Below are 23,448 nucleotides of genomic sequence, written 5' to 3' on the forward strand. Positions count from 1 at the left end.
CACTGTGGGCCCTGGCGACGGCCGGGGCCCACAGTGGCGTCATAAGGACGAGCCCTACTCGGTGGGGCCCTCCAGGCGCGCCAGCTCCTCGTCCACCACGGACGGGTCGAGCTTGGTGAACAGCGGCTGCGGGCGGTCGAGCGGCGTGCCCGGCACGATCGGGATCGACTCCCAGCGGGCCTCGTTGTCGGCGTACTCACCGGTGATCACGGGGTAGTCGACCGGCTCGTCGGAGTCGCCGATGGTGTCGTGGCCGCTCTCGATCCGGGGCATGCCGGTCCACGTCCCCGTGCCGCCGAGCATCGCGTACACCTTGTTCGCGGACTCGGGCAGGTAGGGCGTGAGCAGCGTGTTGGCGTCGCTGACCAGCTGCAGGGCCACGTGCAGGACCGTCGCCATGCGCTCGGGGTCGGTCTTCTTCAACGCCCACGGCGCCTGGTCGGAGATGTACTTGTTGGCCTCGGCCACCGTGCGCATGGCCTCCTGGAGACCGGCCTTGAACTGCGACCGCTCCAGGCGCGCGCCCACCGTCGCGAAGGCCGCCCGGGAGGCGGCCAGCACCCGCTGGTCCTCCTCGGTCAGCTCGCCCGCGGCGGGGATCTCGCCGAGGTTCTTCGCCGCCATGGAGATGGAGCGGTTGACCAGGTTGCCCCAGGCCGCCACCAGCTCGTCGTTGTTGCGGCGCACGAACTCGGCCCAGGTGAAGTCGGTGTCCTGGGTCTCGGGACCGGCGGCCATGATGAAGTAGCGCAGCGCGTCGGCGGAGTAGCGCTCCAGGAAGTCGCGCACGTAGATGACCACGCGGCGCGACGAGGAGAACTTGCGGCCCTCCATGGTGAGGAACTCGCTGGAGACCACCTCGGTGGGCACGTTGAGGGCGCCCAGCGGACCGGTGTCGCCGCCCCGGTCGCCCTCGCCGTTCGCGCCCAGCAGGATCGCGGGCCAGATCACCGAGTGGAAGACGATGTTGTCCTTGCCCATGAAGTAGTACGACCGGGCGTCCTCGTCCTGCCACCAGCGGCGCCACGCCTCGGGCTCACCGACGCGCTTGGCCCACTCGATGGACGACGACAGGTAGCCGATCACCGCGTCGAACCACACGTACAGGCGCTTGTTGTCGTTGTCGCTCCAGCCCTCCAGGGGGATGGGCACGCCCCAGTTGAGGTCGCGGGTGACCGCGCGCGGCTGGAGGTCCTCCACCAGGTTCAGGGAGAACTTCAGGACGTTGGGGCGCCACTCGCCCTCCTTGCCCTTGAGCCACCCCGTGAGGACCTCGGCGAACGCCGGCAGGTCCAGCATGAAGTGCTCGGTGTCCACGAACTCCGGCGTCTCGCCGTTGATCCGCGACCGGGGCGAGATGAGGTCGATCGGGTCGAGCTGGTTGCCGCAGTTGTCGCACTGGTCGCCGCGCGCGCCGTCGTAACCGCAGATGGGGCAGATGCCCTCGATGTAGCGGTCGGGCAGCGTACGGCCGTTGGACGGGGAGACCGCGCCCTGGGTGGTGCGGGTGAAGACGTAGCCGTTCTCGTACAGCGTGGTGAACAGCTGCTGGGCGACGGCGTAGTGGTTGCCGGTGGTGGTGCGCGTGAACAGGTCGTAGGACAGGCCGAGGGCGACGAGGTCCTCGGCGATGATCCGGTTGTAGCGGTCGGCCAGCTCGCGGGGCGTCACGCCCTCCTGGTCGGCCAGCACCTGGACCGGGGTGCCGTGCTCGTCGGTGCCGCTGACCATCAGCACGTGGTTCCCCGACATTCGCTGGAAGCGCGAGAAGACGTCGGAGGGGACCCCGAAGCCGGAGACGTGGCCGATGTGGCGCGGGCCGTTGGCGTAGGGCCAGGCGACCGCGGTCAGGATGTGGCGATTCGACGACATGACACAAGACTAAAGGGGTCGGCCCCCGGTTTTTACGACCTCGCAATCCCGCCCGTCGCCCACCACCACCCCCAACGGACGCCCACGGCGCAGTTCTTCTCGGTACGGGGCTCGGGGCCGCGGAGTCCGCGTGCGTCGTCCACAGGGGTGGACGGGTGGATTCCCCCCGGGCGTCGTGTACCCGTATGCTCTGCGGAACGAGGCCGCGCGCCGCCGGGGCGCGCGCCGATGTACCACGCACACCCCGGCCTTCTCTGAGGCGGTGGTCGCCACGGTTACCCGTGCCCTACCCCGTCCTGCCCACCACACCGCCGCGCTCGTCACGAGCGTGGTGTTGCTGGTGATCCTGTCGTTCCCGGTCACCTCGGGGCCCGGCGAGTCCGAGGCCGGCCCCGTGCCGGGCCCGGTCAGCGCGCCCCTCGAGGCGGCGACCGTCGAGGACGCCTCCGGTGACGACACCCCGCGGCAGAGCGCCGAGCAGCGCGCGGACCTGGTCGCCCAGGCCAAGGTGACGGTCGGACCGCCCACCACGACGTGCGATCGCGGCGTCCTGCGCGACCTGCCCGACGCCGTGCCTTCGTGCGCCCTGCGGCTGACCGCGTGGGACCAGCCCTGGTGGCCGCTGCCGATCCCGCACCCCGATCCCGTTCCCGAACAGGACCACACCGGCGACCTGCCGCCCACGCGGGCGCCGCCTCCCACCGCGAACACCCTCATCTGACCCTTTCCCGGTCACTCCCCCGCCCCGGGTCGCCCGGGCGCGCCGACCGGTACCCACCATTCGCAGTGAGAGGTTCACCTTGCCCAGTCAATCGGGAGCCGGGGGGCGCTGGACACGCGCCCTCATCTCCCTTCTCGTCATCCTCGTCGCGTTCGGCGCGGCCTGGATCATCCCTCCGCGCCTGGGGCTCGACCTCAGCGGCGGCACGCAGATCGTCCTGGAGACCCAGGACGGCGCCGACGGCACGGAGGCCAACTCCGAGAACACCGACCAGGTCGTCGAGGTCCTGCGCCAGCGCATCGACCGCCTCGGTGTCGCCGAGTCGACGCTCTCGCGCTCCGGTGAGAACCGGATCATCGTCGAGCTGCCCGGCGTCCAGGACCCGACGGAGGCCGCGCAGATCGTCGGCCAGACCGCGCAGCTGTCCTTCCACCCGGTCCTCGGCGTGACCGCCGGCGGCGGCCAGGGCGTCCAGGCGCCCGGCGACTCCGCCAACGCGCCCGCCGACGAGTCCCGCGCGCCCGCGGACACCGAGGGCGGGGCCGAGGAGGCGCCCGCCGACGAGGCCGCGGAAGGCGCCGAGGGCACCGAGGAAGCCCCCCAGATGACCGAGGAGGAGATGCAGGAACTCCTCGGCGGTATGGGCGGCCAGGGCGGTACCGGCGGCACGGGGCAGACCGGCCAGGAGGCCGAGGACCCCAGCCAGGTCGCGATGACCCTGCCCGACGAGCAGGGCAACTACCTGCAGCTCGGCGAGACCGCCGTCCCCGGTGACAGCGTCGCCAGCGCGGACGCCGGGCTGGACCCGGTCAACCGCGCCGAGTGGGTCGTCAACGTCAACTTCCGCGGTGAGGGCCGCGACCAGTGGGCCGAGCTCACCGGGCAGGCCGCCTGCTTCCCGGAGAACGACCCGCGCCGCCGCGTGGCGATCGTGCTGGACAACCAGGTCATCTCCTCGCCCAGCGTCAACGACGCGGCCTGCGACGTCGGCCAGCGCGAGGGCAGCACCACCATCAGCGGAAGCTTCACCTCCGAGTCGGCCAACGAGCTGGCCGTGCTGATCGAGGGCGGCTCGCTGCCGCTGCCGGTCACCGAGGTGCAGCGCCAGACGGTCGGCCCGACGCTCGGTGCCGCCGCCATCCAGGCCAGCGCCATCGCGGCCCTGCTGGGCATCGCGTTCACCGCCCTGTACATCACGGTGGTGTACCGCCTCGTCGGCTTCCTGGCCTCGGTCGCGCTGGGCTTCTACGCGCTCATCGCCTACGGCGTGCTCGTGGCCCTGGGGGCCACCCTGACCCTGCCGGGCCTGGCGGGTTTCGTGCTGGCGATCGGTATGGCCATCGACGCCAACGTGCTCATCTTCGAGCGCGCGCGCGAGGAGTACCAGCGACAACAGCAGACCTACGAGGCCAACAAGTCGGCGGGCATGCAGGACGCCACCGAGGCCGAGGTCAGGCGGGCCGAGTCCGGTATCGCCACCCGCCGTCGCCGCAGGGCCATCCCGGCGAGCCTGGAGAAGGGCTTCGTCGAGGGCTCCCAGAAGGCGTGGAGCGCGGTCATCGACACCAACATCACCACCCTCATCGCCGCGGCGCTGCTGTTCTTCTTCGCCTCCGGCACCGTGCAGGGCTTCGGCGTCACGCTGAGCATCGGCACCATCGTGTCGATGTTCTCCGCCCTGGTGGTGGCCCGTGTGCTCGTGGAGTGGGCGGTGCGCCGCGCCGTCATCCGCAAGCACCCGGCGGTCAGCGGTCTCAACAAGATCGGCGCCGTGCGCGCGTGGCTGGTCGAGAAGAACCCCGGCCTGATGAAGTACCGCAAGCACGCCCTGATCGCCGCCGCCGCGCTGGTCCTGGTGTCCCTGGCGGCCCCGCTCGTGCGGGCGCCCAACCTGGGTGTGGAGTTCACCGGCGGCCGCGTCATCGAGTACGAGATCACCGGCGACGAGGACCTGTCGGTGGACGAGGCGCGCGAGATCGTGGCCGGGCTGGACTTCTCCGGTTCGGACACCGCGGTCGTGCAGGAGGCCGGTGACAGCGACATCTCCGTGCGCACCGGCGACATCTCCGACGCCGAGGCGGCGACCGTCACCGAGGCGCTCGGTTCGGCGACGGGCGGAGTGGAGATGGTCAGCGACGAGCTGATCGGCCCGAGCATGGGCGATGAGCTGCGCAACCGGGCGCTCATCGCGCTCGCCGCCGCGCTCGCCCTGCAGCTGGTCTACCTGGCCTGGCGCTTCCGCTGGTCCTTCGGTGTCTCCACGATGCTGTCGCTGGCGTTCAACCTGGCCCTGGTGATCGGGCTGTTCATCTGGATGGGCAAGCCGATCGACGGCGTGTTCCTCGCCGCCCTGCTGAGCGTCATCGGCTTCACCGTCAACGACACGGTGGTGGTGCTCGACCGGGTGCGCGACGAGTGGGCGAAGGACGACAAGTCCTCGTTCGCCGAGATCGCCAACCGGGCGGTGCTCAACACCTTGCCGCGTACGGTCAACACCACGGTCGGCGCGTGGATCATCCTGGGCTTCCTCACCGTCTTCGGCGGGACCTCGCTCCAGGACTTCTCCATCGCCATGCTGATCGGTCTGAGCACGGGTGTGGTCTCGACGGTGTTCGTCGCCGTCCCGCTGGCCATCTGGCTGCAGAAGTGGGACCGCACGGCGCCGCCGCACGTGATCAAGGAGCGCAAGAACCGGGCGCGGGTGGCCGCCAAGGCCAGCCGCGAAGAGGGCGACGGCGCGGTCGTCTGACCGGTCCGCCCCTCGCACGGGGCCGTCCGGAGCGGTGGTCCACCGTTCCGGGCGGCCCCGTCCGTCGTCACACCGTCAGTCGACCTCGGTGACGCCGTGCACGAGGTCGTAGACCCGGCGCTTGGGCACGCCCGACTCCTTGGCCACGCGGCCGATGGCCTCCTTGCGGCGCACGCCCTCGTCCTCCAGCGCGGCGACCGCGGCCACCAGGTCCGCCGACCCGACCTGCTCCGGGCGGCTGCGCGCGCCCTCCACCACCACGGAGATCTCTCCCCGCACGCCCTCCGCCGCCCACTCCGCGAGCTCGCCCAGCCCGCCGCGGCGCACCTGCTCGTAGGTCTTGGTCAGCTCGCGGCACACCGCGGCCCGCCGGTCGGCGCCGAAGGCCCGGGCCATCGCCTCCAGGGTGGCGGCGATCCGGTGCGGGCTCTCGAAGAACACCATGGTGCGCCGCTCGGCGGCCAGTTCCTCGAGGTAGCCCGCCAGCCCCTTGCGGGGCGGGAAGCCCTCGAAGCAGAAGCGGTCCGTGGGCAGGCCGGAGACCACCAGGGCGGTGGTCACCGCGGAGGGTCCCGGGATGGAGGTGACCAGGATGCCCTCCTCGGCGCAGGCCGCCGTCAGCCGGTAGCCGGGGTCGGAGACGCCGGGCATCCCCGCGTCGGTCACCACGAGCACGTCCGTGCCCCCGCGCAGGTCCGTCATGAGGTCGTCGGTACGCCGGGACTCGTTGGCGTCGTAGTAGGACACCACCCTGGCCCCCTCGTCCCCGCCCAGACGTACTCCCGCCCGGGAGGCGAACTGGCGTAGCCTGCGGGTGTCCTCCGCGGCGATGACGCGGGCGGTCTCCAACGCGCGCAGCAGTCTGGGCGGCGCGTCGCCCGAGTTCCCGATGGGAAGCCCGGCGAGCGTCAACGTCCCGGACCCCTCCCCACGGCCTACACCCTCAACCACTGTGATCCCCGTCCTGTCACGCTACGGTTGGCTCACTACGCCACCCGAAACCTGGTTTCGCGGTCCGTCCGCAATGGACAACCATCTCCGTCCCCAACCTACGAGCCGAGATGACCACCACCGCACTTTCCTCCGAGGTCGACCCGCCGACCCCGCCCGCACCGTCCCGCGCGGCCGCCGTACGCGCACGCCTGTCCCCCTCGGCCACCATGACCTGGTGGGTGGGCTGGCTGGGCGCCGTCCTGGTCACCGCCTTCGCCGGGGCGCTGCGCTTCTACCGCCTGGGTGAGCCCGACCGGATCTACTTCGACGAGACCTACTACGCCAAGGACGCCTACGGCCTCCAGGCGTTCGGCTACGAGCACGACTCCCTGGAGAACGCCGACGACCTGCTCGGCCGGGGACCCGTGGACTTCTTCGACGGCGCCGGCGACTTCATCGTCCACCCGCCGGTCGGCAAGTGGATGATCGCGCTCGGCGACTGGTTGTGGGCGCTGCTGCCGTTCGGCGAGTCCATGACCCCGGAGGGATGGCGGTTCGCCGCCGCCCTGGCGGGGGTGGCGACCGTGTTCATCGTGGTGCGGCTGGCGACCCGCATGACGGGCTCGGTGCTGCTGGGCTGTACCGCTGGACTGATCCTGGCCCTGGACGGACTGCACTTCACGCTGAGCCGGATCGCGATGGTCGACATGTTCCTCACCCTGTGGGTGGTGGCGGGCTTCGCGTGCCTGGTGATCGACCGCGACGCCACCCGGGAGCGGCTGGCACGGCTGAGCGAGGCGGGAGTCGACGTCACGACACGGTGGTGGCTGGGTGTGCGCTGGTGGCGGCTGGCGGCCGGCCTGTGCTTCGGGTTGGCGATCGGGACGAAGTGGTCGGCCCTGTTCTTCGTGGCGGCCTTCGGCCTGCTGACGGTGGCGTGGGACTACGGCGCGCGGCGCAGTGTGGGACAGCGCAGGCCGTGGGGGCGGTGGCTGCTGGTCGACGCGGTGCCCGCGTTCCTCCAGACGGTGGTGGTCGCCGGGATCGTCTACGTGGTGTCGTGGACCGGTTGGCTGGTCACACGGGGCGGCTACAACCGCGACTTCGCCGACGGCATGGCCCCGGACTGGCTGCCGGGGCTGGTGGCCAGGCCGTTGGAGGCGTTCATCAGCCTGGCGGACTACCACCACCGGATGATGAACTTCCACAGCGGGCTGACGAGCGACCACGCCTACATCTCGGCGCCGTGGGAGTGGCTGGTCATGCGCACCCCGGTGATGTTCGCCTACGAGGGCGAGGCGGTGGGCTGCCCCTCGGGCGGCTGCGTGGCCTCGGTGGTCTCCATCGGCACCCCGATCGTGTGGTGGATCAGCCTGCTGGCGATCTGCGTGATGCTCGGCTGGTGGGCGACCTTCCGCGACTGGCGGGCCGGCGCGGTCCTGCTGGCGGTGGCGGCGGGATGGCTGCCCTGGTTCGCCTTCCCGGACCGTCCGATGTTCCTCTTCTACGCGCTGCCCGTCCTGCCGTTCCTGGTGCTGGCCATCGTGCTGATGCTCGGGCTGGTGATGGACGCCGGAGAGAACAGCCGACGTATCGGGCCCTACCTGCGCGCGATGGGCGGCGTCGTCTTCGGTGTGTTGTTGCTGCTGATCATCGCCCATTTCGCATATCTGTACCCGGTGCTGGCCGCCTATCCGATCGACGAACCGGCCTGGCGGCAGCGGCTGTGGTTCGACGTGTGGATCTACGGCAACGGCTCTTCCTGACCGCCTATTGCCGTGCGTCGCCCACCCTCGCCCCGGACGATCTCCATTAGTCGTCCGGGGCCCGGAAATCAACACTTTCGAGTTGCCGAAACAGGACACGCGAAAAGAGGCGATTCGTACCGGAAAGGGCTCGGCAGGGCATGGCCCTCCCTGGTAATGTCTGCAACTGGTTGCTGATGTTGTTTCCATGGATGCCCGAGGCGCCTCGCGGAACTGCACGTGGGCGCTTGTCGGGTCGGTCCCGTCAGTGCGGCGCCCGGCGACCCGGGGCCAGCAGGGTGCGGCCCCGCAGTAGTCCCCAAGGGAGAGCACATGGCTCAGGGCACCGTGAAGTGGTTCAACTCTGAGAAGGGTTTCGGGTTCATCGCCGTCGAGGGTGGTCAGCCCGACGTGTTCGTCCACTATTCGGCGATCGCGGGAACCGGCTTCCGGAACCTGGAAGAGGACCAGAAGGTCGAGTTCGACATCATCCAGGGCCCCAAGGGCCCGCAGGCGGCCGACGTTCGGACGGCCTGACCTGACACAGGCGTTTCCCAGCCCTCCGCCCACCGTGCGGGGGGCTGGTCTGTCGTGCGAGGGCCGACCGTGCTATGCATGTGATCTGGACATGGTTACCCATCGGCACCGATACCGGTAACCTCGTTGTAGCCGGTCGGAACACGAGAGACGGGGTCAGCCATGAGTCTCAGTTGGGGGGAGATCGGTCTCCTTCTTGTCCTCGGCCTGCTCATCTTCGGCCCCGATCAGCTTCCCAAGGCCGCGCAGCAGGTCGGTCGTGTGCTGCGCCAGCTGCGGACCATGGCCAACTCGGCCACCAGCGACCTCAAGGAGGGGCTGGGCCCGGAGTTCAAGGACCTGGACGTCGCGGACCTCAACCCCAAGCGCTTCGTGCAGAAGCACTTCTGGGAGGACGACGAGCCCGAGCGCAAGCCGGCCGGCCGTCTCAACGGCAAGCGCCCCCCGTTCGACAGCGAGGCGACCTGAGCCCTGCCCGGCCTCAGCCGAAGAGCATCAGGACGAACAGCCCCAGGCCCAACAGGATCAGTGATCCGACGATGATGGCCGGGGATCCCACCAGCAGGACCAGGACTTCCACCACCAGCGCTCCGCCCAAGGCCGCCGCCGGCCACGGCCAGCGCGGGGCCGGGGTCCAGTCGTGCCTGCGCTCGCGTTCGGTGGAGATGAGGAACGCCGCGCCGATGAGCACCCAGAACACCAGGTGGGCGACGGCGCGGGTCCCGGGCTCGACGTAGTCGGCCATCCCGCCGACCACCATCACGTAGGTGAGCGTGCCGCTCAGGAGCCGCCAGTGCCCCCCGGCGCGGCGCGCGGGAATGACCTTGCGGCGGGCGGGACTGGTGCGGCGGAAGCGCTCCGCGGCCACCGGCGGCGCTTCCTCGTCCGGGACGGGTTCCACGGTGGGTCGGGGCCGCGGCGGCGGGTGCGCCGTCGGAGCCGGCGGCTCGTAGCCGCCGATCGTCTCGGCTTCCTCGGGGTACTGGGGGCCGCCGGGTTCCTGGCGGGGCTCGGTCACGGGTGATCCGCCGTCCCTTCACGGTCGGCGCGGTCCGGGAGGGACCGGGTCGTCAGTGGATCCCTACCCGCGAGGCCCGCGACCCAAATCCGGCTCTCTGCGGGGGTCGCCGAATGACCGGCGGCGGCCACGGAAAAGGGCCCGGCCGATCCGCGGATCGGCCGGGCCCACAACAGACGGGCTCGACCGGGGCCCGCCGTGGACTGGTTACTGCCAGCTCCAGCCGGAGCCGTTCCTGGCGTTCAGGGTATGCGTAGTCATGGCATCAACCTTTCTCGTGGTTCCCAGCCCATCCCGGATCCAAGATGGACCATCGGCGTGTGTTCCACAAGACCCAAGGGGGAATATTCACCCCACCATGGCCGACACCCCACCAAAGGTTCGACCGGCGAAGACCGATTAACACCTCGGGTCGGCATTACCGCAGCTCAGACGGGTTCGCATTCATGAACGCGACAAGCCCCCTCCCCACTGACCTGCAAAAACAACGGCCGGTACCGGCAAAAACATTCCTTGCTCGATTACGCACAGCAACGATCCGTCAATGCGCGATCGGCCGGGTTCCACTAATACACGGCCCGCCGCGTCCCACGGAAATCGAAAGTGCGAACGGGTCGTTCCAGGCAGGACCACCCGGACACTCACGAATAAATCCGACCTCCCGGACTATGCTCACATGAGCACCGCATTCACCAGTCCGCCACGGTCCGTCACGGCCGCCCAGAGGCCCCGAAGCCTGACGGCGGCGGGCTTGTGCGACTCCGCGTCCTGGTTTCGGTCGCGACATAAATGGATTATGGCATCGGTCTTTGACCGTGCGGGATCGGGTCGGCACCGAGAGGTGACGCGGCAGCGAAAGTGTTATTGGTCCCGTTTTCCGACGAGCTGAGATGGGTACCGCCCGGTAAGTTGCTTCGTTACGCCCACAGAGTGCAAGAAGCGCCCCTAAAGTGGAAAGACCCACCCCAAGACGGTGCTCCCCGCACCGTCCGACGCCCGGCCCGGGCCGGGTCCGTGGAGTCCGCCCCCGGCTGTGACACGCGAGGAAGGCAACCGCCGTGAGCCCGCACCCCCCGAGTCCCGCCCCTTTCACCCGCGTCGCGGACACACCGACGCCCGCAGGGACCCCGCGCGTGCGGCCGATCCGCGTCCTGGTCGTGGACGACCACGCCTTCTTCCGCCGCGGCCTGGTGTCCGTCCTGGACGAGGAGGAGGACATCAGCGTCGTCAGCGAGGCCGGGGACGGTGAGGAGGCGATCCGCCTGGCCACCGAGCTACGGCCCGACGTGGTCCTCATGGACGTGATGATGCCGCACTCCAGCGGCATCGACGCCTGCCCGCGCATCCGCGAGGCGGTGCCGCACACCAAGTTCGTCATGCTGACGATGAGCGACGAGGAGTCCGACCTCTTCGACGCCCTCAAGGCGGGTGCGACCGGTTACCTGCTCAAGGAGATCTCGGTGACCGACCTGCCCCGCGCGGTGCGCACCATCGCCGACGGGCAGTCCTTCATCAACTCGGCGATGGCCACCAAGCTCATCGGGGAGTTCGCCGAGCTGGCCAAACAGGAGAGCTCGCCGCCCAGCCGGCCGGCCATGCCCCAGCTCACGCCCCGGGAGACCGAGGTCCTCAAGCTGCTGGCCCGGTCGCTGAACAACCGGGAGATCGGCGAGCGCCTGTTCATCACCGAGAACACCGTGAAGAACCACGTGCGCAACATCCTGGAGAAGCTCCAGGTGCACTCGCGCACCGAGGCCGCCATCTACGCGGTCCGGGCGGAGTACGTCACCTGAGGCCCCGCGCCGTGCGCGCCGGCGGGCCACCGGGACGCTGAGGCCCGTCCGCGGCCCTGAGGCCCGCCCGGGTCCTGAGGCCCGTCCGCGGCCCTGCCCGGGCGCGCACCCCGCTCCCGTCAGAGTGAGGCGCCCCCGACGATGAGCCCGACCCCCGCGGCGACCAGGCCCAGCACCAGACTGCCCGCACCCAGCCAGATGAGCGCGCGGAGCCGGTTGGGGCCGGCCGGGTCGCGGCCGATGACCGACAGGAAGAAGCCGGCGGGCATCAGGACGGCCGCCACGAGCACGAGGTCGCCCATGGCGCGGCTCCACACCGGGACCGCGTCGTCCTGCAGCAGCAGGCGGATCACGAGCGCCAGGATCACCAGGATGCCCGCGTGGGCGTGCCCGGCCCGGAAGTACGTCCGCTGGAGCTCGTTGACGGGGACCGTGCGGTCGACCACCCGCAGCAGGAAGGTCCCGCCGTAGGCGATGCCCACGACGGTGAGGAGGATGACGCCGGACGAGATGAGATACGCGGAGGTCATGGGGATTCCCCATCGGTAGGAGAGTGGAAGAGCAGACCGGCGCTGCGCCGGGTGATGGTGAGCAGGTCGGTGTCGGCGAACAGGGCCCTGACCCCGGAGGTGTCCAGGTTCCCGTTGAGCGCCAGGGTGGCGATGCCGTGCACGATCGCCCACCCGGCCACCACGGCCGCCGCCGAGTCCTCGACGGCGACCCCGCGCTCGCTCAGGGTGTCGACTCCGCCGGTGAGCTCGGCGAAGGCCGCCCCGCTGGCGGCGGCGAGCTCGGCGTCATCGTGGTCCAGCAGCCTGGGGGCGAACATCACCTGGAAGTGGCCGGGGTGCTCCACGGCGAAGCGCACGTAGGCGACCCCGGCGTCCAGCAGCGATCCGCCGCTCGCGCGTGCCGAGCGCATGGTCTCGGCCAACTCCTGGAAGCCCTCGACCGCCAGGGCGTTGAGGACGCCCTCACGTCCGCCGAAGTGGTGCCGGGGCGCCGTGTGGCTGACGCCCAGGTCGGCGGCGAGCGAACGCAGGCTGAACGAGTAGGGGCCTTCGCGTTCGATGACCTCGGCCGCCTTCTCCAGGACGGCGGCCCGCAGGTTTCCATGGTGGTATGCGTCTGCCATGCTCAAACTATACGCTGGAAAGTTACCACTGTAAAGATGACGCATGACCGAGGCCTCAGGCGTTCCCGGCCCTGGGATGTAGGGTGAGGGCGTGTCCGGCCGCCCCGCCACAGGGGATAGCAGCTTCGCCGGTGACACTCGAGGCTCCGGTCCGGAGACCGCCCGCCCAGGGAACAGCGACAACGCACCGGACCGGGACCGCGCGAGGGCCCGCCCCATCGGGGACGGGCCCTCGCCCATGTGCGCCGGACGACCGCCCGAGGCGCCGTGCCCGCCCCGGCCGTTCCGCGGCGCCGTGGACATACGACAGAGGCCCTGTTCCCGATGGGAACAGGGCCTCTTGACCTTCGGTGGAGCTATGGGGATTTGAACCCCAGACCCCCTCGATGCGAACGAGGTGCGCTACCGGACTGCGCCATAGCCCCTTGAAGACGAGACACAGCCTAGCAGGAAATCTTCGATGGTCCGAACCGCGACCGCCCGCCTCCCGTCGGCGCCCGCGCCGTGGGGAGGCGGGCCGCCGCCGTCAGTCCCCGGCGGCCCGGAGCCGCGCGTCGGCGTACTGGTCGTACACCTGGCTGCGCCGTTCCTGGAGCGCGATGACCTGGGCCAGGCGCTCGGCGTCGCGGCGTTCCTCTTCTTCCTCGACCCTGCGGGCCAGGACGACCGCACGGCGTCGTGCCCGCCGGATCGCCTCGCGGCGTTCGGCGTCGGCCTTGGCCGCCTCGCGCAGGAGCGCCAGGTGGCCCACGAGTAGGAGCGCGGGCGGGGCGATGACCCACCACGGCCCGAGCCCGAACGCGACCGCGACGATCGTGGCGAGGGTCACCAGGAGCAGGCCGCTCGTGCGCCGGCGCCGCCGGGCGATGACCCGTCCGCGCGACTCGCGCCCGACGCGGTGACGGCCCCGGCGGGGGTCCGCCGTCCGAGCCGGCCGGTCGGCCCGCGAGCCCTCGACCCGTTCGTTCGCCCCGATCCCGCCCTCGTCGGCCCGTTCCTCGTCCGCGTCGCGGTCCTCGGCGCCGTCGGTCCGGTCGAGGTCGCCGGCTTCGCCCATGGCGTCAGCGGCCTCGCGGCCGACCATGTCCTCGCCCTGGACCTCGGCGTCCTCGGTGTCCTCATCCTCGCGGTGGTGGTCGTAGGCGTCCGCCGAGTCCTTGCGCAGGAGCATCGGCACGAGCACGATGAGCCACACCACCACGATGGCGAGGTACAGAGGGGAGCTGCTCATCACCCCTCCTCACGATGACGGCCACTGAACATTGGTCGACGCCTGGCTGACACCGCGCCGTGTGGAACGCCTTCGGGGTTGGATGCCCCCCGGCCGGACTTCGTTCCCGATCCCCCTCGGACCGGTCCCGAATCCCGTGAGCCATATCCACGCGTTGGCCGCATCGTCAATGCGTCTATGTTCCGCACGGTACGACCCCGTGTCCATAAATGCGCCACATTCTGACCGGAGTGTCGCAAGATTGTGGACCCTTAGTTTCGGTCGGCCATCCTGGGATCGGGAAAACCCAGGTCAGACAGTGACTTCGGAGCGCGACACCAATTCAACGCAAAGTAATGAGTCAATGTGACTAAAGAGAGGTTTAGGCTCCGGATGCACCGGTGGTCGCGTCGTGTTCAGTTCGACCCCGGCTGTGGGCTCGCCGGATCACGCGGATCACCGCCGCCGTTCGGGCCCTCGGACCCCAAAGCGGAACCAGGGTCGGAACCGGGCACGCCCGGCGGCTCCCCCGGCGTGCCGCCCGGGCCCGCGGGAGTCCCGTCGCGCCATCTGCGCAGCAGGCCGTGGGGCACTTCCTCCGCGGTGACGGCGTAGCAGATGTGGTCGCGCCAGGCGCCGTCGATGTGCAGCTGGCGCCGCCGCACCCCCTCGTCGCGAAAGCCCAGTTTGGCCACGACGCGCCGGCTCGCCCGGTTCTCCGGTCGGATGTTGGCCTCGACCCGGTGCAGTCCGACGTGGAAGAACGCGTGGTCGACCGCGAGCGCGACCGCCGTCGGCGTGATCCCGCGGCCCGCGTGGCCGCTGTCGACCCAGTAGCCGACCTGGGCCGATCGGGCCGACCCCCACACGATGGCGCCCACCGTCAGCTGGCCGACGAAGAGCCCGTCGTAGGTGATCGCCCAGGGCATGGAGAGCCCCTGGCGCGCCTCCCTGCGGATCGCCTGCAGCATGGCGATGTAGGGCGAGAGCCCGGTGGTGCGCAGCGGCATCTCCGGATAGGTGGGTTCCCAGGGCCGCAACCATTCCTCGTTGCGGGCGCGGGTGTCGCGCAGGGCGACGGCGTCGCGAAGACGCAGCGGGCGCAGCACGACCGACCCTTCCCTGAGGGTGACGGGCCACCCTTGCCTGCGATTCACGACCGTCCCTCCGATGCCTGCGGCGCCGCCGTCCCGGGCTTCGACACCGGCCCCGGCACCCCCGGGACCCCTGTTGACGGTGACGCCTTCCAGTATTCCACCCCATGGGTGTGACGTGGCGCGCGTCACCCCCGCCGTCCGAGAATCGGTCGATTCAAAACTCGACTAGTCGCCCACCAAAACCGAAGCCCGGGTCAAGGAATTGCCCGCGTACGGAATGCCCGAGGTGTGATTCCGGTCATTGTCCGATGTGATTAGCGGGCGCGTGGTCGCCGCCCCGGATCTGGTCCAGCGCGTGCAGCAGGACCGGTTCCAGCACGGCCATCCCGTCCTTCACACCGCCCGTGGAGCCGGGCAGGTTGACCACGAGCATCCGGTGGCCCTCGTGCTCGGCCACGCCCGCCAGGCCCCGCGAGAGGATCGCGGTGGCGACACCCTTCTCCCGTCCGGCCGCGCGCAGCGCCTCGGCGATTCCGGGGATCTCGTAGGCCAGCAGCGGCCGGGTCACCTCGGGCGTGTGGTCCTGCGGGGTGAGCCCGGTCCCCCCGCTCGTGATCACGGCGTCCGCGCCGGCGTGCAGTGCGCGGGTGATCGCCTCGGCCACGGGGGCGCCGTCCGGGACCACCCAGGGGCCCAGAACGGAGCAGCCGAGCGCGCTCAGCCGCTCGGTGAGGACCGGCCCCGACCGGTCGGGGTAGACGCCCGCCGCCGCCCGGTTGGAGGCCGTGATGACGGCGACGCGCGGCGCGGAGGCCTCCTGGCGCTCACTCACCGCGCCTCCAGTGGCCCTTCTTGCCGCCCGTCTTCTCCTCGACCCGGACCCGGGTCACCTCGGCCTCGGGGTCGAGCGCCTTGACCATGTCGACCAGGCCGAGGGCCGCGGTCATGACACAGGTCAGGGCCTCCATCTCCACACCGGTGCGGTCGGCCGTGCGCACCGTGGCGCTGATCTCCACACCCTCGTCGACCACGGTGAGGTCGACGTCCACGCCGTGCACCGCGATCGGGTGGCACAGGGGCACCAGGTCGGGCGTGCGCTTGGCCCCCTGGATCCCGGCGATCCGGGCGACCGCCAGGGCGTCGCCCTTGGGCACCTCGCCGCCCCGCAGCGCCGCGACCGCCTCGGGGGTGAGCAGGACCCGGCCGGTGGCCGTCGCCGTCCGCGCGCTCACCGTCTTGGCCGAGACGTCGACCATGCGCGCCGCGCCGGACTCGTTCAGGTGGGTGAAGCCGGAGGGGTGGTCGGCCCCCGCCGGCCGTGGGGTGTCGCTCATCGTGGCCAGTTTCCGCTCGAACGCCGAACGCGGCCCACCGGTGGGGTCGGCCGCGTGGGCGCGCCGTGCCGCGCCCACCATGAAGGTACGGCACCGCGCGCCCGTGTGCGGGCCGTGGGTCGGTCGCGGACCGGCCGGGGCTCCGGTCAGGGCAGCTCGGGCAGCAGGACAACCTCCACGACCGCGCCCTCGGGCAGCTCGGTGGTGTCCTCGGGCACCACGACGAGGGCGTTGGCGCCGGCCAGGGCGGAGAGCTGGTGGGATCCCTGGCGCGAGGCCGGGGAGACGGTGCGGCCCGCGGTCGCGCCCTCGGACTCCTCGGACAGCACGGCGCGCAGGTAGGAGCGGCGGCCGGGCGGCGAGGTCACCGCGGTGGTCAGGGCCGCGCGTGTCGTGGGCAGCGACCGGGGCTCCAGGCCGCGGAGCCTGCGCAGGGCCGGGAGCACGAAGACCTGGAAGGAGACGTAGGCGCTGACGGGGTTGCCCGGCAGGGTGATGATCGGCGTCCCCTCCGGCCCCACGGTGCCGAACCCCTGCGGCTTGCCGGGCTGCACGGCCACCTGGGTGAACTGGACGGTGCCCAGCCGGCTCAGGACCTCCTTGACCACGTCGTAGGCGCCCATGCTGACGCCGCCCGTGGTGACGATGACGTCGGCCCGCCCCAGCAGGCCTTCGAGGGTCTCCATCACCGTGGCGGGGTCGTCGCCGACGAATCCGTGCCGGTGGACGTCGCAGCCCGCCTCACGGGCGGCGGCCGCGATCATGAAGCTGTTGGACTCCCAGATCTGGCCGTGTCCGAGCGGGCGTCCGGGTTCGACGAGCTCCTCCCCCGTGGAGAGCACCACGACGCGGGGGCGCGGGTAGACGGGGACGGTCCGGCGGCCGACCGCCGCCAGGACGCCCATCTCTCCCGGGCCCAGGCGCACACCGGAGCGCAGCACGGTGGTGCCCTCGCGGACGTCGTCCCCCGCGCGCCGGATGGCGTTGCCGACGCGTACCGGGCGGTCCACGCCGACAGTGACGGTGCCGCCGTCGGTCCACTCGACGGGAACGACGGCGTCGGCGCCGGCGGGCAGGGGCGCCCCGGTCATGATGCGGGCGCACAGGCCCGGCCGCACGGCCGTGGGCGTGGCGTCGCCCGCGGGGATGTCGGCGACGACGGGGAGCCGGACGGGGGCGTCGGGGGCGGCCTTCTCCAGGTCGGCGGCGCACACGGCGTAGCCGTCCATGGAGGAGTTGTCGAAGCCGGGCAGGTCCACCGGGGACACGACGTCCGCGGCGAGCACGGCGCCGTGCGCGCGCAGCAGGTCGAGTTCGGTGGGCTCGGGTGCCGCGATCAGCCCCAGGATGTCCGTGATGTGCTGTTCAACGGTCTTCACTGGATGGTCCTCCGGGGGTCGTGGGTCCGTGTGGCCACCTCCCCGCCCTCTGGAGGTGACCGGTTTCCCATTGTCCCCGTCTCCGGACCGGGTGCCGCGAGCCCGGCCGGGGCGGGGCTCGCCGGGCCGTCAGTCCCGCCCGGACTCCTGGCGCTCGACGAACTCCCGCAGCCAGGGCAGCAGCTCGGCCCGCAGGTCCGGCCGGCGGCACGCGAAGTCCACGACGGTGCGGATGTAGTCGGCCTTGTTGCCGGTGTCGTAGCGGCGGCCGCGGAAGAGCACGCCGCGCACCGTGCCGCCGTCCTCGGGCTTGCGGCGGGCCAGCTCGCGCAGGGCGTCGGTCAGCTGGATCTCGCCCCCGCGGCCGGGCGGGGTCTCGTGCAGCACGGGGAAGACGGCCGGGTCGCACACGTAGCGGCCGATGATCGCCCACCGGCTCGGGGCCTGCTCGGGGGCGGGCTTCTCCACCAGGTCGGTGACGGTGACGACGTCGGCCTCGTCGGTGGGCTCGATCCCGGCGCAGCCGTAGAGGGAGACCTGTTCCGGTTCGACCTCCATGAGGGCGACCACGCTGCCGCCGTGCTCCTCGCGCACCTCGATCATGCGGCGCAGCAGGTCGGCGGACTCGATGAGGTCGTCGCCGAGCAGGACGGCGAAGGGGTTGTCGCCCACGTGCGCCTCGGCGCACAGCACGGCGTGCCCCAGGCCGCGCGGGTCGCCCTGGCGGACGTAGTGCATCTGGGCGAGGCCGTCGGACTCGCGCACCGACCGCAGGCGCTCGTCGTCGCCCTTGACCGTGAGCGCCTCCTCCAGCTCGTAGGCGCGGTCGAAGTGGTCCTCGATGGAACGCTTGTTGCGGCCCGTGATCATCAGGACGTCGCGGAGCGTGGCCGCGACGGCCTCCTCCACGACGTACTGGATGGCGGGCTTGTCCACGATCGGCAGCATCTCCTTGGGAGTGGCCTTGGTCGCGGGAAGGAATCGCGTGCCCAGTCCGGCCGCGGGCACGACCGCCTTGGTGACGGGGAGGCGCGAGGAACGGGGTCGTGTCTGCTCGGTGTCGGCACTCATGTCGGCACTGTAGGACAGTCGGTCATCGCGTCGTGGGCTCCACACCGGCACTGATGACAAGAAGTCCCGGCGGTTTCGGACGAAGGACCGGATTCCGCAACCGGATGTTCACCATGAGCGAACGGACGTGTCGTGATGCGCTGATGACACACTGACCCCATGAGTGACGAAGGGGACCGCGACCGGTCCGCCAAGCGGGAGCTGCGCCGCCGGATCCTGGCCGAACGGCGGGCCAGGGGCGCCTCGGAGCGGGCGCGGGCGGGGTCCGCGGTCCGGGACACGCTGATGGCGGTGCCGTGGCTGGCGATGGCCGGCACGGTGGCGTGCTACTACTCCGTGGGCGGCGAGCCGGACACGCGGGGGCTGGTGAACGCGCTGTGGAAGCGCGGCACGTACGTGCTGCTGCCGGTCTTCCTACCCGGGGGCGCACTGGACTGGGCGTCCTTCGACGGCCCCGAGAGCCTGGCGGAGGCGGGGCACGGGCTGCTTGAGCCGACCGGGCGGCGGTACGGCCCCCAGGCGCTGGCCAGGGCGGACGCGGTGGTGTGCCCGGCCCTGGCGGTGGACCGGTCCGGCATGCGCCTGGGCCGCGGCGCGGGCTGCTACGACCGCGCGCTGGCCGCCAAGGGCCCGCACGCCCCGGCGATCGCGCTGGTGCACGACCAGGAGTGGGTGGAGCGGGTCCCCGCGGAGCCGCACGACCGCCCCGTGGACGCGGTGCTCACGCCGGGCGGCGGACTCCACGTGTTCGACCCGGCGTCCCCCGTGTGGCCCGACCGCACCGGCCGCACCGGCCGCTGAGGCCGGGCGGGAGCGGCAGGGCCGGGCGGGACGGGCGGGAACCAGGCGGCCGATCGCGTGCGGGGACGGGCGGGGATTAAGCGGCCGGTGCGCGGCGTTGACGCTGACGGTCGCGCCCGACGACGCCGAGGGCCCGGTACCGCGGCCCCCACGTGCGTGCTTCGGGTGAGGTGCTGTCACCGCCCCGGTCGGCGACCGCGTACTATTTAGCAGTCAACGGGCGAGAGTGCCAGCATAGGAGGACCCGAACAGTGCCTACGTATCAGTACGCGTGCACAGAGTGCGGCGCCCAGATGGAGGTCGTACAGAGCTTCAGCGACGACTCCCTGACCGTCTGCCCCGAGTGCGAGGGACGCCTGCGCAAGGTGTACTCCGCCGTCGGCATCGTGTTCAAGGGTTCCGGCTTCTACCGCACCGACAGCGGCAAGTCCTCCAACAGCTCCGTCGTGACCGGCTCCGGTGAGGGCAAGGACAGCGGCGCGAACGGCACCAAGGCCGACGCCCCGGCCGCCGCGAGCACCTCCGCGGACTCCGCGAAGTCCTCTTCCTCCGACTCCGCCGCGCCGTCGAGCGGCTCGTCCGCCGCCGGTACGCCGGCCAGTAGCAGCAGCACCAGCAGCGCCGCCGCCGCGAGCTGAGCTCGCCGCGGCCGTTGACCGCGTGACCGCGCCGCCGAGCCCTCGGCGGCGCGTTGGCGTCCCCGCGGGCCGCCCCGTCGCCGCGCCGCCGCGCGTGAGCGCGTGAGCGCGCCCGGACCGCGCCCCTCCGTATGATCGACCCTGTGGATCACCGCCCGGGCGCCGATGTCCGGCCTAGCGTTGACGTATGGCCGACGCAGCACCTCCCTACCGGCACCGCCGCCTCCTCACGCGACTGGTGGACCGGCACCGGCGTGTCATCGCCACCCTCCTGGCCGCCGCGGCGCTCCTGGGCGCCGTCCTGGCCGTACGCCCCCTCTCCGCTCCCGCCGCCGAGGTCCTCGTCGCCGCCCGGGACCTGGACGCCTCCTCCCCCGTCTCCGCCGGGGACCTCACCACCCGCGCGCTGCCCGCCGCGGCGGTGCCCCAGGGCGCCCTGACGCCCGCCTCGCGGACCGAGGGACGCACGCTCAACGCACCGGTCCGGATGGGCGAGGTCATCACCGACGCCCGCCTGACGGATCCGCCCGCCGGAGCCCACGGCCCGGACCTGGTCGCGGTGCCCGTGCGCGTCGCCGACCCCGGAGCCGTCGCGCTGCTCTCCCCCGGGAGCCGGGTGGACGTGCTCGCCGCGACCGGCGCCGGCGACCTCCCGCCCGCCCGTGCCGGTCCGGCCGCGGAGGTGGTGACCGACCGCCCCGTCCTGGCCCTGCCCGCGGTCGAGGGCGGCGGGGAGGGCGGAGCGCTCATCCTCATCGCGGCCACCCCGGCCGAGGCCCGGGAGCTGGCCGGGCACGCGGCACTGTCCCGCCTGTCCATCACCATTCGCGGTTGACCGGCGACCAATCGTGGTGAAAGCTGGTCAGGCTCTTGTCCCGGGTACTCCGGACATGTCCACCCGACCCCCGGGGTGCGAGTCGGCGGGACCGGGCATCCCCGCACACACAACTCGAGAACGTAGGACTGTTCCCATGGAAGGCTTCAAGAAGTTCCTGCTCCAGGGCAACCTGGTGCAGCTGGCCGTCGCGGTCGTGATCGGCGCGGTCTTCGCCAACCTCATCACGGCGTTCACCGAAGGGTTCATCACCCCGCTCATCGGGATCTTCGGAGGCGTCCCCACCTTCTCCGACCTCTACTTCGAGATCAACGGCAGCAGGTTCCTGTACGGCGCGTTCATCGACGCGCTCGTCTCGTTCCTGCTCACCGCGGCGATCCTCTACTTCTTCGTGGTGATGCCGATCGGCACGCTCCTGGAGAGGTTCGCCAGGGCGGAGGAGGCCAGCACGCGGTCCTGCCCCTTCTGCCTCACCGGCATCGACAAGCAGGCGACGCGGTGCCCTTCCTGCACCAGTGAAGTGCAGCCGGAGACCGTCTGACACACGGCGGGGGCGGCCCGTGTGGACCGCCCCCGTGGCTCATGACCGTCAGCCGCTGTACTCCCAGTGCCACGGCTCGAACGGACTGGACTTGGCCCAGGCCGGGTGGTGCCAGCCGTACTCCCCGCCGTTGGCCTCCATCCAGTTCCAGCGTTCCGAACGGAAGTTCTGGATACCGCAGCCGAGGTCGAGTGCCTGGCCCAGGCCGTGGTTACTCGTGCCGGGAACGGCCGCGAAGCCGGGTGCGACCTCGCCGTACACACGCTGCTGGTTGGGCAGGTCGCGGTAGGCGCTGGTGATGCACATGTTCTCGCCGTACTCCTCCACGTACTTCTGGTTGAGCATGAGGAAGTCCACGGCGGCGTCGGCTCGCAGGAACTTGTCGTCGTAGAGGGAGCACAGCGCCTCCTGCGGCAGCAGGCCGTTGGGGTAGCCGTTGGCCTTGGAGGCGGCACCGGCGTCGCAATCGCCGGCCGCCATGTAGGTCTCCAGGTCCAGGCCCCGGGCGTCCAGCTCGCTGGTCAGCTCCTCGGTGCGGGTCTCCGACAGCTCGCGCAGCTCCTCCACGTCGGCGGCCAGCTCGGCCTGCTCCAACTGGGTGGCGGTCTGCAGCTCCTGCGCCTCGCTGGTCAGCTCCACCTGTTCCGCGCGCAGGTCCGTGGCGTCCTGGATGAGGACCTGGTTGTCCTCGGAGAGCTTGGCCGCGTAGGACTGCGTCAGCAGGTCGTCGTCGAGTGAGCCGGAGGCCAGGACCGCCAGCACACCGCCGCTGGGCTGCTGGTAGAGCATGCTGGCCAACCGGGCGAGGGGTTCGCGCATGTCGTTGAGCTCGGCCTCGGTCTGCTGGAGCTCGTGGATGGTCCCGACGAGCTCCTCCTGGGCGCCCTCCAGGGCCTCCGCGCGTTCGGCCTGTTCCTCGGTGGCCTGCTCCAACTCCTCCGCGGCGGCCTCCGCCTGCTCGCGCAGTTCCTCCAGGTCCTGTGCCGCGGCCGAGGGCATCGCCCCCGGCACCGGTGGAACGACGAGCAGCGTGGTGGCGATGACGAGTGCCAGCGCCTGCGCGAGTCGCACCCGCCCGTGGGAAAACGCCGCGAACGTGGTCGGCACCCCGCTAGTACCCGGTACGCGGGACCCCCGCCGCGCCGAATCAGAAGTGAACGGCACGAATGATCCTCCGGCTGCTTTTCCTCGAACACCTACCCGTGGCCGCAACGCAACGTACTACATGTCCACATGCGGTCACACGGAGCCGAACCGTCAGAGGGTCTCTGATCGGTATAATTTCGCGCCCTACGACGGTCGCACCCTCTGACACCTGATATCAGGCCAGGTCACAGTGGCCTCAACTGCGAACCCCGAACACCGGCGACGAGTGCCGCTGATCCGTGCGCCGTCTGACGGCCGCACGCACTATGAACAACGTCACACCGCCGCAAGGACAACCAATCGTAGGCCAGCGTACTCCGCCCCGACCTCAGCGTCCCCACGAAGCGCCCGGGGGACACCGAACGGCTCCCCATCCACCCGGATCCTGGGTTAGTCTTGGCCTGGCGATGGGCGTCCTCTGGCCCTCGTCCGCGAGGCTCCATAGCTCAGGGGATAGAGCACCGCTCTCCTAAAGCGGGTGTCGCAGGTTCGAATCCTGCTGGGGCCGCACAGTGTGACCTGGGGTTTCTCTCTCGGAGGGGGACCCCAGGCCGAAGTTCTGGTCTCAGTTGTGGTCTCGGTTTCCGGGTCATCCCCACAGTGCTTCTCCCGTCCGGTCCACCGCTCCGCGGGTGAGTTCGTTGCTGGCGTGGATGTAGCGGGCGGTCTGCGACAGCTGCGAGTGGCCCAGGACCTGCTGAATCGTCTTGGGATCGATGCGCAGCGCCGCCAGCAGGGTTCCGCCGTGTGGCGCCCGTCGTGGACCGAGCTTCGCGTATGCCCGCGACACGCAACACGTCCTTCCAGTCGCTCCAGTCGGCGCGCCCGCCCATAGGGCTGCCGTCGGGACGGCAGAACACCAGGTCCCACGTCTCGTCCCAGGCCGGACCGGC

The 23,448-nt window shown here is 71.1% G+C and carries 23 protein-coding genes and 2 tRNA genes; 11 read left to right on the forward strand and 14 right to left on the reverse strand.

Annotated features, from left to right (window positions below):
• Window positions 1-54: 54 nt before the first annotated feature.
• On the reverse strand, window positions 55-1,872 hold the full coding sequence (metG, locus tag DFP74_RS06400; protein WP_121180858.1) for a methionine--tRNA ligase: 1,818 nt from the start codon (window positions 1,870-1,872) through the stop codon (window positions 55-57).
• A gap of 262 nt (window positions 1,873-2,134) precedes the next feature.
• Between metG and DFP74_RS06405 the strand changes: the two genes are divergently transcribed.
• Window positions 2,135-2,593 carry a hypothetical protein gene (locus tag DFP74_RS06405; protein WP_121180859.1) on the forward strand — a complete coding sequence of 153 codons (459 nt, stop codon included), beginning with the start codon at window positions 2,135-2,137 and terminating at the stop codon, window positions 2,591-2,593.
• A 79-nt stretch (window positions 2,594-2,672) separates the two neighbouring features.
• On the forward strand, window positions 2,673-5,342 hold the full coding sequence (gene secD, locus DFP74_RS06410) for a protein translocase subunit SecD (protein WP_121180860.1): 2,670 nt from the start codon (window positions 2,673-2,675) through the stop codon (window positions 5,340-5,342).
• Window positions 5,343-5,417: 75 nt separating this feature from the next.
• On the opposite strand, the gene rsmI is transcribed toward secD, so the two are convergent.
• Entirely contained in the window at window positions 5,418-6,293 is an 876-nt protein-coding gene (rsmI, locus tag DFP74_RS06415; protein WP_121180861.1) for a 16S rRNA (cytidine(1402)-2'-O)-methyltransferase, read from the reverse strand.
• A gap of 110 nt (window positions 6,294-6,403) precedes the next feature.
• Here rsmI and DFP74_RS06420 point away from each other — a divergent pair, with 110 nt between their 5' ends.
• The 3 genes from DFP74_RS06420 to DFP74_RS06430 all read left to right on the forward strand — a co-directional run bounded on the left by DFP74_RS06420 (window position 6,404) and on the right by DFP74_RS06430 (window position 9,025).
• Window positions 6,404-8,041 carry a dolichyl-phosphate-mannose--protein mannosyltransferase gene (locus DFP74_RS06420; protein WP_121180862.1) on the forward strand — a complete coding sequence of 546 codons (1,638 nt, stop codon included), beginning with the start codon at window positions 6,404-6,406 and terminating at the stop codon, window positions 8,039-8,041.
• 312 nt (window positions 8,042-8,353) lie between these two features.
• Window positions 8,354-8,557, forward strand: coding sequence for a cold-shock protein (locus DFP74_RS06425; protein WP_053617267.1), 204 nt, complete (start codon window positions 8,354-8,356; stop codon window positions 8,555-8,557).
• 162 nt (window positions 8,558-8,719) lie between these two features.
• The gene (locus DFP74_RS06430; protein ID WP_121180863.1) at window positions 8,720-9,025 is read left to right on the forward strand and encodes a sec-independent translocase; all 306 of its coding nucleotides are present in this window, start codon (window positions 8,720-8,722) and stop codon (window positions 9,023-9,025) included.
• A gap of 13 nt (window positions 9,026-9,038) precedes the next feature.
• Here the strand turns inward: DFP74_RS06430 and DFP74_RS06435 are convergent, their stop codons facing one another.
• Window positions 9,039-9,575: a hypothetical protein gene (locus DFP74_RS06435; RefSeq protein WP_121180864.1), complete on the reverse strand. Its 537-nt coding sequence runs from the start codon at window positions 9,573-9,575 to the stop codon at window positions 9,039-9,041.
• A 1,058-nt stretch (window positions 9,576-10,633) separates the two neighbouring features.
• Between DFP74_RS06435 and DFP74_RS06440 the strand changes: the two genes are divergently transcribed.
• Window positions 10,634-11,368 carry a response regulator transcription factor gene (locus tag DFP74_RS06440; RefSeq protein ID WP_199725515.1) on the forward strand — a complete coding sequence of 245 codons (735 nt, stop codon included), beginning with the start codon at window positions 10,634-10,636 and terminating at the stop codon, window positions 11,366-11,368.
• 119 nt (window positions 11,369-11,487) lie between these two features.
• Here the strand turns inward: DFP74_RS06440 and DFP74_RS06445 are convergent, their stop codons facing one another.
• From DFP74_RS06445 to galU, 9 genes are all read right to left on the reverse strand, one after another.
• On the reverse strand, window positions 11,488-11,898 hold the full coding sequence (locus tag DFP74_RS06445; RefSeq protein WP_121180866.1) for a hypothetical protein: 411 nt from the start codon (window positions 11,896-11,898) through the stop codon (window positions 11,488-11,490).
• The gene (locus DFP74_RS06450; protein ID WP_121180867.1) at window positions 11,895-12,503 is read right to left on the reverse strand and encodes a TetR/AcrR family transcriptional regulator; all 609 of its coding nucleotides are present in this window, start codon (window positions 12,501-12,503) and stop codon (window positions 11,895-11,897) included. Before DFP74_RS06450 ends, DFP74_RS06445 begins: the two co-directional genes overlap by 4 nt.
• 351 nt (window positions 12,504-12,854) lie before the next feature.
• A tRNA-Ala gene (locus tag DFP74_RS06455) sits at window positions 12,855-12,928 on the reverse strand.
• A gap of 101 nt (window positions 12,929-13,029) precedes the next feature.
• A complete protein-coding gene (locus DFP74_RS06460; protein WP_121180868.1) occupies window positions 13,030-13,734 on the reverse strand; it encodes a hypothetical protein in 705 nt (234 codons plus the stop codon).
• 395 nt (window positions 13,735-14,129) lie between these two features.
• On the reverse strand, window positions 14,130-14,870 hold the full coding sequence (locus DFP74_RS06465; RefSeq protein WP_121180869.1) for a GNAT family N-acetyltransferase: 741 nt from the start codon (window positions 14,868-14,870) through the stop codon (window positions 14,130-14,132).
• A 238-nt stretch (window positions 14,871-15,108) separates the two neighbouring features.
• A complete protein-coding gene (locus tag DFP74_RS06470) occupies window positions 15,109-15,642 on the reverse strand; it encodes a molybdenum cofactor biosynthesis protein B (protein WP_121180870.1) in 534 nt (177 codons plus the stop codon).
• Complete coding sequence (moaC, locus tag DFP74_RS06475) at window positions 15,635-16,144, reverse strand: cyclic pyranopterin monophosphate synthase MoaC (RefSeq protein WP_121188074.1); 510 nt, start codon at window positions 16,142-16,144, stop codon at window positions 15,635-15,637. Before moaC ends, DFP74_RS06470 begins: the two co-directional genes overlap by 8 nt.
• A gap of 146 nt (window positions 16,145-16,290) precedes the next feature.
• Complete coding sequence (gene glp, locus DFP74_RS06480) at window positions 16,291-17,523, reverse strand: gephyrin-like molybdotransferase Glp (protein ID WP_121180871.1); 1,233 nt, start codon at window positions 17,521-17,523, stop codon at window positions 16,291-16,293.
• A 129-nt stretch (window positions 17,524-17,652) separates the two neighbouring features.
• The gene (gene galU / locus DFP74_RS06485) at window positions 17,653-18,594 is read right to left on the reverse strand and encodes a UTP--glucose-1-phosphate uridylyltransferase GalU (protein ID WP_121180872.1); all 942 of its coding nucleotides are present in this window, start codon (window positions 18,592-18,594) and stop codon (window positions 17,653-17,655) included.
• 159 nt (window positions 18,595-18,753) lie between these two features.
• Here galU and DFP74_RS06490 point away from each other — a divergent pair, with 159 nt between their 5' ends.
• From DFP74_RS06490 to DFP74_RS06505, 4 genes are all read left to right on the forward strand, one after another.
• Window positions 18,754-19,395, forward strand: coding sequence for a 5-formyltetrahydrofolate cyclo-ligase (locus DFP74_RS06490; protein ID WP_121180873.1), 642 nt, complete (start codon window positions 18,754-18,756; stop codon window positions 19,393-19,395).
• Between the two features lie 251 nt (window positions 19,396-19,646).
• Entirely contained in the window at window positions 19,647-20,033 is a 387-nt protein-coding gene (locus DFP74_RS06495; RefSeq protein ID WP_121180874.1) for an FmdB family zinc ribbon protein, read from the forward strand.
• Window positions 20,034-20,220: 187 nt separating this feature from the next.
• Window positions 20,221-20,868, forward strand: coding sequence for an SAF domain-containing protein (locus tag DFP74_RS06500; RefSeq protein WP_121180875.1), 648 nt, complete (start codon window positions 20,221-20,223; stop codon window positions 20,866-20,868).
• Window positions 20,869-21,004: 136 nt separating this feature from the next.
• Window positions 21,005-21,409, forward strand: a complete 405-nt coding sequence (locus tag DFP74_RS06505) for an MscL family protein (protein ID WP_121180876.1) — start codon at window positions 21,005-21,007, stop codon at window positions 21,407-21,409.
• 48 nt (window positions 21,410-21,457) lie between these two features.
• Here the strand turns inward: DFP74_RS06505 and DFP74_RS06510 are convergent, their stop codons facing one another.
• On the reverse strand, window positions 21,458-22,573 hold the full coding sequence (locus tag DFP74_RS06510; RefSeq protein WP_121180877.1) for a M15 family metallopeptidase: 1,116 nt from the start codon (window positions 22,571-22,573) through the stop codon (window positions 21,458-21,460).
• A 417-nt stretch (window positions 22,574-22,990) separates the two neighbouring features.
• On the opposite strand from DFP74_RS06510, the gene DFP74_RS06515 reads away from it, so the two are divergent.
• Window positions 22,991-23,063: transfer RNA gene (locus DFP74_RS06515), tRNA-Arg, on the forward strand.
• 81 nt (window positions 23,064-23,144) lie between these two features.
• Here DFP74_RS06515 and DFP74_RS34200 read toward each other — a convergent pair.
• Entirely contained in the window at window positions 23,145-23,345 is a 201-nt protein-coding gene (locus DFP74_RS34200; protein ID WP_233570832.1) for a hypothetical protein, read from the reverse strand.
• Between the last annotated feature and the right edge of the window lie 103 nt (window positions 23,346-23,448).

The organism is Nocardiopsis sp. Huas11 (assembly GCF_003634495.1).
Lineage (GTDB): Bacteria > Actinomycetota > Actinomycetes > Streptosporangiales > Streptosporangiaceae > Nocardiopsis.